General features: G+C 73.6%; 5 protein-coding genes. 2 read left to right on the forward strand and 3 right to left on the reverse strand.

From position 1 onward, the window contains the following. The first annotated feature begins 60 nt into the window (after positions 1-60). Entirely contained in the window at positions 61-1,815 is a 1,755-nt protein-coding gene (locus N8J89_RS36495) for a fatty acyl-AMP ligase (protein WP_283661483.1), read from the forward strand. Further along, positions 1,812-8,330: a type I polyketide synthase gene (locus N8J89_RS36500; RefSeq protein WP_283661484.1), complete on the forward strand. Its 6,519-nt coding sequence runs from the start codon at positions 1,812-1,814 to the stop codon at positions 8,328-8,330. The genes N8J89_RS36495 and N8J89_RS36500 overlap by 4 nt, the downstream gene beginning before the upstream one ends. Positions 8,331-8,426: 96 nt before the next feature. On the opposite strand, the gene N8J89_RS36505 is transcribed toward N8J89_RS36500, so the two are convergent. From N8J89_RS36505 to N8J89_RS36515, 3 genes are read right to left on the reverse strand one after another with little or no spacing between them, the layout of a single operon-like run. Further along, complete coding sequence (locus tag N8J89_RS36505) at positions 8,427-9,131, reverse strand: MgtC/SapB family protein (RefSeq protein ID WP_252485950.1); 705 nt, start codon at positions 9,129-9,131, stop codon at positions 8,427-8,429. Continuing rightward, positions 9,128-10,393: an ABC transporter ATP-binding protein gene (locus N8J89_RS36510; protein ID WP_283661485.1), complete on the reverse strand. Its 1,266-nt coding sequence runs from the start codon at positions 10,391-10,393 to the stop codon at positions 9,128-9,130. Before N8J89_RS36510 ends, N8J89_RS36505 begins: the two co-directional genes overlap by 4 nt. Before the next feature lie 15 nt (positions 10,394-10,408). Continuing rightward, positions 10,409-12,130 carry an ABC transporter permease gene (locus N8J89_RS36515; RefSeq protein ID WP_283661486.1) on the reverse strand — a complete coding sequence of 574 codons (1,722 nt, stop codon included), beginning with the start codon at positions 12,128-12,130 and terminating at the stop codon, positions 10,409-10,411. Positions 12,131-12,179: the final 49 nt, after the last annotated feature.

Genomic DNA, 12,179 nt, shown 5'->3' on the forward strand with positions numbered 1-12,179 from the left:
GCCATTCGACGACGCACGGCCGCTCCCCCAGCTCCCTTCCCCGAAAAGGGTGACTCCCCGATGAACCACATCGAATTCGCCGTGCCGGCACAGCACGACTTCACCGGGTCGATGCCGCTCACCGGTTTTCTGCACCGAAACGCCAGCAGCGACCGCCCGGCATTCACCTTCGTCGACTACAACGAGGACCGGGCCGGGATCGCGCACACGCTGACCTGGCGCGAGCTGGACCAGCGGGCCCGCGCGCTGGCCGCGCAGCTGCGCCAGACCACCGCGCCGGGCGCCAGGGTGGCCATCCTGACCCCGCACGACCTCAACTACGTGGTCGCCTTCCTGGGCTGCCTGTACGCGGGCGTGATCGGCGTGCCGCTGTTCGCGCCGGAGGTGAGCCTGCACGGGTCCCGGCTGGTCGGCGCGCTGGCCGACTGCGATCCCGAGGTGTGGCTGGCCACGGAGAACGCGCTGCCGCAGGTGCGCAAGCTGCTCGACGGCGAGCTGGCGCCCAGCCCCAAGCAGGTGCTCGCGGTGGACAAGGTGGATCCGTTGGCGGCGGCGGGTTTCCGGCCCGCGCTGGTGTCCATGGACGACCCGGCCTACCTCCAGTACACCTCCGGCTCCACCAGGGCGCCCAGCGGCGCGGTGATCACGCACCGGAACCTGGTGGTGAACTCCGCGCAGATCGCCGCCGCCTACGGCATGGACGCCAGTTACACCTGCTCCGGCTGGATCCCGTTCTTCCACGACATGGGCCTGATGTCGATGCTCGCGGTGCCGGTGCTGCTGGGCGCGCACTCGGTGTTCTGCACCCCGTTCGCCTTCCTGCAACGGCCGGAGCGCTGGCTGCGCCAGCTGGCCGCGCACCAGAACACGCTGACCGCGGCGCCGAACTTCGCCTATGACTACACGGCCGCGCGCACCAGTGACGAGTTCAAGTCCACTGTGGACCTGTCCGGCGTCAAGATCATGATCAACGGCAGCGAACCGGTGCGGGCCAAGACGATCGAGCGGTTCAACGCCGCCTTCGGCCCGGCCGGGCTGGCCCCCGAGGCGCACCGCCCGTCCTACGGCCTGGCCGAGGCCACCGTGTACGTCACCGCCACCGGACCCGCGGGGCCGACCGTGCTGAGCGTGGACCGGGCCGAGCTCAGCGCGGGCAGGCTCACACCGTCCACTTCGGACACCGCGCTGGAGCTGGTCGGCGCGGGCACCGGCATCGCCTTGCAGGTCCTGGTGGTCGACCCGGCCACCGGCGCGGCGCTGCCCGAGGGCGCGGTGGGCGAGGTGTGGGTGCACGGGCCGAACGTGGCCGACGGCTACTGGCAGAAGCCCGAGGAGTCCGCGCAGGACTTCGACGGCCACCTCACCAGCGGCCCGGACTCCGCCCCCGAGCGCGGCTGGCTGCGCACCGGCGACCTGGGCGCGCTGCACGATGGCGAGCTGTTCATCACCGGCCGGGCCAAGGACCTGATCATCATCGACGGCAAGAACCACTACCCGCAGGACATCGAGGGCACCGTGCACGAGGCGCACCCCGCGGTCCGGCGGGACTACGTGGCCGCCTTCGCGCTCACCGAGGGCGCGGAGGAGCGGGTGGTGGTGATCGCCGAGTACTCCCGGCACGTGCCGGAGCCGGAGCGGGACCCGGCCGCGGTCGCCCTCGCGGTGCGCCAGGCCGTCTCGGCCCACCACGACCTGCGGCTGGCCGACTTCCGGCTGGTGCCGCCCGGCAAGGTGCGCCGCACCTCCAGCGGCAAGATCGCCCGCGGCGCGACCAGGGACCAGTACCTCAGCGGGGCATACGGAGAGCTGCTATGACCACCAGGCGACAACTCCAGGACTGGCTGCTGCGCCGGGTGGCCGAGACCGTCGGCCGCAGCCCCGAGGAGATCGACGTCCACCAGCCGCTGGACAGCTACGGGCTGTCCTCGCGGGACGCGGTGGCGCTGTCCGGTCAACTGGAGGACCACCTCGACCGCAGTCTTCCGGCGACGCTGGTCTGGGAGCACCCGACGATCGCCGGAATCAGCGCGGCCCTGCTCGATGGGGCCGCGCCACGGGCCGCTGACGCCGTCCCGCCCGCGGCGTCAGCGGCCCCGCAAGCCACCGAGCCGATCGCGGTGGTCGGCCTCGGCTGCCGCCTGCCCGGCGGGGTCGACGGCCCGGAAGCCTTCTGGGACCTGCTCTCCAGCGGTCGCGAGGTCATCTCCGAGGTGCCCGAGCAGCGCTGGGCCGGGCACGCCGGTTCGCCGGAGGCGGCCGAGGTGCTGGCCCGCACCACCCGCTGGGGCGGCTACCTGACCGACATCACCGGCTTCGACGCCGACTTCTTCGGCATCAGCCCGCGCGAGGCGGCGGGAATGGATCCGCAGCAACGACTTCTGCTGGAGGTCAGCTGGGAAGCCTTGGAGCACGCCGGGATCGCGCCCGCCGGGCTGCGCGGCAGCCGGACCGGGGTGTTCGTCGGCATCAGCGGCAACGAGTACGGGCAGCTGGCGATCAGCGAGGCCGAGCGGATCGACGCCTGGAGCGGCACCGGCGCGGCGCTGAGCATCGCGGCCAACCGGCTCTCCTACGTGCTGGACCTGCGCGGGCCCAGCGTCGCGGTGGACAGCGCCTGCTCCTCCTCGCTGGTCGCGGTGCACCTGGCCGTGCAGAGCCTGCGCGCGGGCGAGAGCGAGGTGGCGCTGGCCGGTGGGGTGAACCTGTTGCTGGGCCCCGGTGTCACGGTCAACTTCGACCAGATGGGCGTCACCTCGCCGGATGGCCGGTGCCGGGCTTTCGACGCCGCGGCCAACGGCATGGTCCGGGCCGAGGGCGCTGGCGTGGTGGTGCTCAAGCGCCTGGCCGACGCCCGGCGGGACGGGGACCGGGTGCTCGCGGTGCTGCGCGGCTCGGCGGTCAACTCCGACGGCCGGTCCAACGGCATCACCGCGCCCAACCCGGAGGCCCAGGAAGCCCTGCTGCGCACGGCTTATGCCAACGCGGGCATCGCACCGTCCGAAGTGGACTACGTGGAGGCGCACGGCACCGGCACGCTGCTCGGCGACCCGATCGAGGCTGGTTCGCTGGGCGCGGTGCTCGGCGCGGACCGCGATCCCGGCGCGCCGCTGCTGATCGGGTCGGTGAAGACCAACGTGGGCCACCTGGAGGCCGCGGCAGGCATCACCGGGCTGATCAAGGTGGTGCTGTCGCTGGCCAACGACGCCATCCCGGCCAGCCTGCACTTCACCGAGCCCAACCCGCACATCCCGTTCGACCGGCTCGGCCTGGCGGTGGCCGCCGAGTCCCAGCCGTGGCCGCGTCAGGACCGCCCGGCCCGCGCCGGAGTCTCCGGTTTCGGGTTCGGCGGCACCAACGCGCACGTGATCGTCGAGGAGGTAGCCGCGACTGCCTCCGTTTCGACGGTGGAGGGGCCGGACGGCTACCTGTTGTCCGGCCCCTCTCCAGAACGCATCCGGGACAGCGCGGGACGGCTGGCCGAGTGGCTGGCCACCGCGCCGGCCGAGCTCGGCGTGGTCCGCGATGCGCTGCACCGGCGGTTCGCCGGGCCGAGCCGGGCGCTGGTCACCGCCGAGAACAAGGCGGAACTGCTGGAGGGCTTGCGCACGCTGGCGGCAGGCCGGGTCGCGCCGAACATCGCGGTGAGCCGGGGTGACCGGCTCGGCGCCGGGGTGGTGTGGGTGTTCTCCGGGCACGGCTCGCAGTGGGCGGGCATGGGCGCGGAGCTGCTGGCCACCGAACCGGTGTTCGCCGACGCACTGTCCGAAGTGGACGAACTGGTGCGCGCGGCGGCCGGGTTCTCGCCACTGGAGCTGTTGTCTGCCAAGGCCGAGCTGAACGGTTTCGCCGTGGTGCAGCCGACCCTGTTCGCGGTGCAGGTGGCCCTGGCCGAGCTGTGGCGTGCTGCCGGGGTGCGGCCGGACGCGGTGATCGGGCACTCGGTGGGCGAGGTGGCCGCGGCCGTGGTGAGCGGCGCGCTGTCGCTGGCCGACGGGGTGCGGGTGGTCACCGCGCGGTCCCGGCTGGCCGCGGAACTGGCTCAGCCGGGGGTGATGGCCGCGCTGGAGCTGCGCGCGGACGAGCTGCCCGAGCTGGCCACTGGACTGTCCGATGTGGACATCGCGGTGCGGAACGCGCCCGGCCAGACCGTGGTCGCCGGACCGGCGGCGGCGGTGACCGAGCTGGTGGCGCGGGTGGAGGCCAGCGGGCGGATGGCCCGGCTGGTCAAGGTGGACGTGGCCAGCCACTCCGCCATGGTCGAGCCGGTGCTGCCCGCGCTGGCCGCCGAGCTGCGCGGCCTGCGCGGCCGCAAGCCGGAGATCCCCTTCTACAGCACGGTGTCCGAGCAGCCGAAGTTCGACTCCGGTTACTGGGTGGCCAACCTGCGGCAGCCGGTGCGCTTCGCCGAGGCGGTCTCCCGTGCGCTGGCCGACGGGTACGGCGTGTTCCTGGAGATCGCCCCGCATCCGGTGCTGGCCCAGGCGATCACCGAGACCGCGCGGGCCGAGGAGGCCGATCCGGTGGTGCTGGCCAGCCTGCGCCGCCAGGAGCCGGAACGCAGGCAGCTGCGGCACGAGCTGGGCCGGTTGCGCCTGGCCGGGCATCCGCTGCCCAAGGCCGGGGGCGGGTTCGCCGAACTGCCCACCACGCCCTGGCGGCACCAGCCGTACTGGGTCGCGCCGAGCCGCCGCCGCGGCGGTGCCACGGCGGGACATCCGTTGCTGGGTACGCACCTGGAGCTGCCGGAGGACGGTCGGCACCTGTGGTCGGCCGAGGTCGGGCTGGAGGCGCTGCCCTGGCTGACCGACCACCGGGTGGACGACGTGCCGGTGCTGCCGGGCGTGGCCTACGCCGAGATCGCGCTGTCCGCGGCGAGCGCGGCCTTCGGGCTGCCGGTCGGGCAGGTGCAGGCCAGCGACGTGGCGCTGCACCGGCCGCTGGCGCTGGGCGCGCGCACCGGACTGACCACGGTGCTGATCCCCGGCGGCGGGCTGCGCGGCCTGGTCAACATCTACAGCCGGGCCGAGGACGACAGCTGGACGCTGCACGCCACCGCCAAGGTGGCCGCGGCCGAACCGGCGGAGGCCAGGCTGGAGCCCTTCGACGGCTCGGACCTGTTGTCCGGCCCGGGAATCGAGCGGGCCGAGCTGTACCGGCGGCTGCGCGCCCTCGGCCAGCAGCACGGCCCGGCCTTCGCCGGGGTGACCGAGGTGCACGCCACCGGCGACGGCACCGCCGCGGCCAGCGTGGTGCTGCCCGAGCAGGCCCCGCCGAACTCGCGGTTCGCCGCGCACCCCGCGGTGCTGGACTCCTGCCTGCAGGTGCTCGGCGCGGCGCTGCCACCGGTGGCGGACAACGAGCTGCACCTGCCGATGGAGTTCGGCGCGGTGCGGGTCTACGGCGAGGTCAGCCAGGGCGGCCTGTGCCAGGTCCGGGTCTCCGGCGAGGGGGGCGGCGTGCTGGCCGACGTCCAGCTCAGCGATCCGGACGGCAGGCTGGTGCTGGAGATCAACGGCGTGTTCGTGCGCAAGGTGCGCCGGGCCGAGCTGACCGTGCCGCTGGGCGAGCTGCTGCTGGAAACGGTGTGGCAGCGCGCCGATCTGCCGCCCGCCCCGGTGGGCGGGACCAGCGGCACCTGGCTGGTGATCGGCGAGGACGACCGGCTGGTCTGCGACCTGGCCGACGGCCTCGCCGCCTCCGGCAGGCACCCGATCCTGCTGTCCACTGTGGACATCACCGCCGAGCTGCTGGCCGAGGTGCTGGACCAGGCGGCACCGGCCGGAATCGTGCTGGTGCAACCGGATCCGGACGGCCCGGAAGGCCTGGACGCGGCGCTGCGCCTGACCGTGGCCGCCTCAGCCGTGGTCGGCGCGGTCGCCGAACGCGGCCTGACCCCGAGGTTGTGGCTGGTCGGCGGGGGCGGGGCCGATGTGGTGGGCGCGGAGCTGGTGCGCCCGGCCGCGGCCGCGCTGCGCGGACTGGCCAGGGTGCTGGCCTTCGAGCAGCCCGCGCTGCGGGCCAGCTGGGTGGACGTGGACGCCACCGCGGCGGTGGCCGAGTTGCTGGCCGAGTTGCTCGGCGGCGGCACCGAGGACGAGGTGGCCTGGCGCGGCGGGGTCCGGTACGCGGCCCGGCTGCGGCGGGCGAGCCTGCCCGAACCGGCCGAGGCGCCGGTGGTGCGCTCCGGCGGCGCGTACGTGGTCACCGGCGGACTCGGCGGGCTCGGCCTGGTGCTGGCCAGCTGGCTGGTGGAGCGGGGCGCGGGCAAGGTGGTGCTCAACGGCCGGTCCAACCCCGGCACCACCGCGCGGCAGATGATCACTGAGCTGCGCGCGGCCGGTGCGGTGATCGAGGTGGTCACCGGGGACATCGCCGAACCCGGGGTGGCCGAACGGCTGGTCGAGGTCGCCCAGAACGGCTCCAGCCTGCGCGGCGTGGTGCACGCGGCCGCGGTGCTGGACGACCGGGTGCTGGGCCGCCTGGACGCGGAGAACGTGCGCCGGGTGTGGCGGCCCAAGGCCTACGGCGCCTGGCGGTTGCACGAGGCCACCAGCGGGCTGCCGCTGGACTGGTGGCTCGGCTTCTCCTCCGCGGCCGCGCTGCTCGGCTCGCCCGGCCAGGCCGCCTACGCCGCGGCGAACGCCTACCTGGACGCGGTCACCGCCCGCCGCCGCGGCGAGGGCCAGCAGGCGGCCACCATCAACTGGGGCACCTGGGCCGAGGTCGGCCTGGCCGCGCAGCGCGAGGTCGGCGCGGTCGCCGCGATCACCCCGGACCAGGGCGTGGCCGCGCTGGAGGCGGTGCTGGCCTCCGGCCGCCCGGCCACCGGCGTGCTGCGCCTGGACGTGCGGGCACTGGCCGAGCTGTTCCCGGAGGCGGCCAGGACGCCGTTCTTCGCCGAGCTGGTCCCGGCCGCGCCGGTGGCCGAGGTCGAATGGCCCGGGGTGGACGCACTGTCCACAGTGGACTCAGCGGAGGCCCGCCGGATCGCGGCCGGGCAGCTGCGGGCCAGGGTGGCCGGGCTGATGGGCTTCGCCGCCGAGTCGCTGCCCGCGGAGTCGCCGCTGACCGGGCTCGGCCTGGACTCGCTGCTGGCGGTCCGGGTGAAGAACGCGGTGCAGCACGACTTCGGCCTCACCCTGCCCACCGCGCTGCTGCTGCGCGGTGCGAGCCTGGCCGAGCTGGAGACCTGGCTGTTCAGCGAACTTTCGCTGGGGGCACGGGAGTCCGGCCCCGCGCAGCCGGTCAGGGTGCCGCCGAGGGACGCGGCCGAACGGTTGGTCAGCGCGGTGTGGCAGGAGGTGCTGCGGCGGCCGGTCGGGGTGACCGAGACCTTCGAGTCCGCCGGTGGCACCCCGGTGCAGGCCGAGCGGATCGCCGGGCTGCTGGCCGAGCGCAGCGGCCGGGTGCTGCGGGTGGACGAGCTGTTCGCGGTGCCCACGGTGGAGGGCATGGCCCGCTGGGTGCGGGAGCGCGAGGTCGGCAGCGGCCAGTCGCCGCTGCGGGTGCTGCGCAGGGACGGCGGCCAGCCGCCGCTGTTCTTCTTCCACCCGGCCGGTGGCGACACCGCGGTCTACCGGCAGCTGGTCGACCTGCTCGACCCCGACCAGCCCGCCTACGGCCTGGACCGGGTGGACCACGTGCGCGAACTGCCGGAGAAGGCGGGCTGCTACCTGGACCACGTGCGCGCGGTGCAGCCCAGCGGCCCCTACCGGCTGGCTGGTTGGTCCCTCGGCGGGTTCCTGGCCTACGAGGTGGCCCAGCAGCTCACCGCGGCCGGCGCGGAGGTCGAGCTGGTGGCGATGATCGACTCGCTGAACCCGCTGCCGCTGCCGGCCGGCCTGGACGAGGTGCGGCTGGCCGAGCTGCGGTTCCGCCGCTTCGCCGATTTCCTGGAAGCCAGCTACGGCAGGCGGATCGAGCTGCCCTACGACGTGCTGGCCCGGCTGGACGACGAGGAGCAGATCGACCTGCTGATCGAGCAGATGACCGCGCACCAGCTGGTCAACGTGGAGGTGAGCACCGCGATCCTGCACCACCAGCGCACCTCGTTCCTGGACACCAGGGTCCTGGAGCGCTACCAGCCTTCGCGCTACGACGGCCGGGTGGTGCTCTACAGCGCCGCGGACAAGACCCCCGGTGGCCTGAAGGACCCGCGCTTCGACCGGGACGACGCCCCGCTGGGCTGGGACGAGTTCGCCCCGGCGCTGGAGGTGGTCCGGGTGCCCGGCCACCACCTCTCGGTGCTGGACCCGCCCAACGTCGAGGTGATCGGCGCGCACCTGAGGCAGCTGCTCCGCTCACTCAGCTCAGCCCCGAACCGCCAATAACGGCCAACACCCCGTCCCACAACGGCCAACACGCCGCAGGCTTCTCAAGCCCCGCGGCGTGTTGGCCGTTCTCGTACCGGGTGTTGGCCGTTGTGGTCAGACTTCCGGGTCGGACTCCACGACCCGCCAGCTGACCGAGCTGATGCCCGGTTCCAGGCTCAGGCGGCTGACCGCGGACTCCAGTTCGGTGCCCTGCTTGCCCTTGCCGGACAGCCGCGCGGTGACCTCCACCTTGCCGGAGGCGCCCAGGTCCTCGCTTTCCAGGCCCTGCAACACAAATCCGGCCGTGGTCACCGACTGCACGACCAGCGCGCGGATGTGCGCCTCCTCGGCGTCCCGGCAGACCGCCTTGAAGTCGTACAGGTAGCGCCGGTCGGTCTCGGACTGGGTGCGGTCGACCTTGCGGGCCAGCGAGCGCAGCACCACGTTGGCCAGCACGATCGCCGCCGCCCCCGCCGCGGCGTGCGGGAACAGCCCGGCGCCGGCCAGGCAGCCGACGCCCGCCGCGCCCCAGATGGTGGCCGCGGTGTTGATCCCGCGCAGGCTCACCCCATCCCGGATGATCACACCCGCGCCCAGGAAACCGATGCCGGAGACCACCTGGGCGGCGATCCTGGTCGGGCTGCCCTCGCCCGGGGTGAGCACGCTGAGCAGCACGAACAGCGCCGCCCCTGTGGCCACCAGCGCGTTGGTGCGCAGCCCGGCCATCCGGGCCCGCCACTGCCGCTCCAGCCCGATCACCGAGCCGAGCACCAGCGCCGAGCCCAGCCGGGCGGCGACCTCCCACCACAGCAACGTCATGACCGCTCTCCGTCCGCCAGCACCAGCTCCTGCGCCACCGCGTCGAAGTCGAACAGCTCGCCGTAGCGGCCCCAGTCCACCGCCACGGCGAGTTGCCGCATCGCCTCCTGTTGGGTGAACCCGCGGCGCAGCAGGTCGAGGAAGAAGGTCTGCCGCAGCCGTCCGGTGCGGCTGGTGCGCAGCGCGTGCGTGATCATCCCGATCAGCGGCGCGTGCGCCTCGGCCAGCTTGGCGAACTGCCGCTTGCTGGCCGGGATGTCCGCCTCGGCCCACACCTGCCCGTCCAGGGTCAGGTGCGCGCCCGCCCCGGCCACCTCGACCAGGCCGAGCATCCCGGCCGCGTCCACCAGCGGCATCAGGTCGTCGACCTCGAAGGACAGCTGCGCGGCCAGCTCGGGCAGCTCGGCCCGGCCGCCACTGCCCGCGACCAGCTCGACCAGGCCAGCCAGGCCGCCGACGGTGGCTTCGGGCAGCGGGCGCATCAGCGGGGTGCGCGGGTCCGGGACGGTGCGCCCCGCGGCGGAGCCGGTCAGGGCGGTGTAGATCTGGTCCACCACGGCCAGGAACCCCGCCCCGCGCCGATCCCTCGGCCTGGTCAGCGGCACCGTGATCTCCGCGGTGATCCGGCCGGGGTTCGCGCCCAGCACCAGCACCCGGTCGGCCAGCAGCACGGCCTCCTCGATGTTGTGCGTGACCACGCAGATCGCCCTGGTCGGGAACTTCGCGCTGCCCCACAGCGCCATCAGCTCGCCGCGCAGGTTCTCCGCGGTGAGCACGTCCAGCGCGGAGAACGGCTCGTCCATCAGCAGCGCGTCCGGTTCCAGCACCAGCGCGCGGGCGAAGCCGACCCGCTGCCGCATGCCGCCGGAGAGCTCCTTCGGGTAGGCCCCGGCGAAGCCGTCCAGACCGATCAGGTCGATCATCTCCTCGGCCCGCCGCCGCCGTTCCGCGGGCGCGACCCCGCGCGCCTGCAAGCCGAGCTCCACGTTCTCCCGCACGGTCAGCCAGGGCAGCAGCGCGAAGCTCTGGAACACCATGGCGGTGCCGGGGTTCGCCCCGCGCAGCGCCTGGCCGCGGTAGCTGACCCGGCCGCTGCTGGGCTCGACCAGCCCGGCGATGGTGCGCAGCAGCGTCGACTTGCCGGAGCCGGACTTGCCGAGCAGCGCGACCACCTCGCCCGCGCGCAGTTCCAGGTTGATGTCGGCCAGCACGGGCAGGCCGCTGAAGTTCTTGGAGACGTGCTCCAGTGCCACGATGGTCATGTCAGCACTCCGTTCTCAGAGGTGGTAGCGGCGCTGGGCGTGCGCCTGGAGCGGCCGCCAGCAGAGCCGGTTGAGGGCGACGACGTAGGCGCTCATGACCACCACGCCGATCAGGATGTGCGGCTGGTCGCCGCTCTCGGTGGCGGTCTTGATGTAGGCGCCCAGGCCGGTGGCGGTGAGCGTGTCGCCGCCGTAGGAGACGAACTCCGAGACGATCGAGGCGTTCCACGCGCCGCCGGCCGCGGTCAGCGCACCGGTCACCCAGGCCGGGAACACCGCGGGCAGGATCAGCCGCCGCCAGCGCAGCCAGCCGCGCAGCCGCAGGTCCGCGGCGGCCTCGCGCAGGTCGGCCGGGATCGCGCTGGCCCCGGCGATCACGTTGAACAGCACGTACCACTGCGCGCCCAGGCTCATCAGCAGGATGCCGCCCCAGTCCAGGGTGACGCCGGTGCCGATGAGCAGCGCGGTGACGAACGGGAACAGGAAGTTGGTCGGGAAGCTGGCCAGCACCTGCACCACCGGCTGGGCCAGCCGGGACACCCTCGGGTGCAGTCCGATCCACACCCCGACCGGCACCCACACCAGCGAGGACACCGCCACGATCAGCAGCACCCGGCCGAAGGTGACCAGGCCCAGCCAGGCGGCCTCGCCGACATCGGCCCAGCTCGCGGTGCCCGCGAGGTAGCCGACCGCGGACACCGTGCCCCAGCCCAGCAGCGCCAGCACCGCGACCAGCAGCGCCGCGTCGCCCAGCCCGCGACGGCCTGGCGAGGCCTGCCAGTGGTCCCTCGGCCTGCCGAAGACCCTGGCCGCCCGGTCCAGCCCCTCGCCGAGCGGGCGCAGCAGCGTGGCCAGGCGGCGGGGCAGGCTGGAGCGGCGCAGCAGGTCCAGCACCAGGCTGCGCGGCGCGGTGGCCGCCTCCGCCTCCTCGATCCGGAACCGCTCGGCCCAGGCCGTCAGCGGCCGCCAGAACAGCAGGTTCACCGCCAGCACCAGCAGCACCATGGCGCCGATGGCCAGCAGCAGCCGGTCGTCCTGGGCGCGTTCGGTGGCCGCGGCCACGTAGCTGCCGATGCCGGGCAGCGCGTAGCTCTGGTTGAGCACGCTGATCGCCTCGGCGGCCACCACGAAGAACCAGCCGCCGCCGAAGCTCATCATCCCGTTCCACAGCAGCGGGATCACCGTGCTCGGCGCGTCCAGCTTCCAGAACCGCTGCCACCGGGTCAGCCGCAGCATGGTCGCCGCTTCACCCAGTTCCCTCGGCTGCGCGCGCAATGCCTGGTACCAGGCGAAGGTCATGTTCCACGCCTGCGAGGTGAAGATGGCGAATACCGACGCGCATTCCACCCCGAGCGTGGAACCCGGGAAAAGCGCGATGAATCCGGTGACCGTGACGGAGAGGAAACCCAGGATCGGCACCGACTGGAGAATGTCCAGTGCGGGCAGGATGATCTTTTCCGCGCGCCGGGACCGGGCCGCCAGCGTGCCCACCGCCATGGTGAAGACCAGGGAGAGCGCGAACGCGGCGAACATGCGCAGCAGCGTGCGGCCCGCGTAGTAGGGCAGCACCGAGGGATCGGTGCTGATCTGGTCCAGGGAATGGTCCGCGGGCAGCGGCGCGATGGCACCCGCGCCGAGGCGGATGGCCAGGTAGAGCAGCAGGCCGACGCCCAGCGCGACGGCGGCGTCGGTCAGCACGGCGCGACGGCGTGCGGGCACGCCAAGGACAGCGAACATGACGGGATCCGAACTGTGCGAATGCCGGAAAAAGGGCAGCAGAAGTCAC

It is taken from the genome of Crossiella sp. CA-258035, assembly GCF_030064675.1.
Lineage (GTDB): Bacteria > Actinomycetota > Actinomycetes > Mycobacteriales > Pseudonocardiaceae > Crossiella.

What these genes read in the sequence shown, in the direction of transcription:
- N8J89_RS36495 (WP_283661483.1), top strand. Translation starts at nt 61, where the DNA reads ATGAACCACATCGAATTCGCCGTGCCGGCACAGCACGACTTCACCGGG.
- N8J89_RS36500 (WP_283661484.1), top strand. Translation starts at nt 1,812, where the DNA reads ATGACCACCAGGCGACAACTCCAGGACTGGCTGCTGCGCCGGGTGGCC.
- N8J89_RS36505 (WP_252485950.1), bottom strand. Translation starts at nt 9,131, where the DNA reads ATGACGTTGCTGTGGTGGGAGGTCGCCGCCCGGCTGGGCTCGGCGCTG.
- N8J89_RS36510 (WP_283661485.1), bottom strand. Translation starts at nt 10,393, where the DNA reads ATGACCATCGTGGCACTGGAGCACGTCTCCAAGAACTTCAGCGGCCTG.
- N8J89_RS36515 (WP_283661486.1), bottom strand. Translation starts at nt 12,130, where the DNA reads ATGTTCGCTGTCCTTGGCGTGCCCGCACGCCGTCGCGCCGTGCTGACC.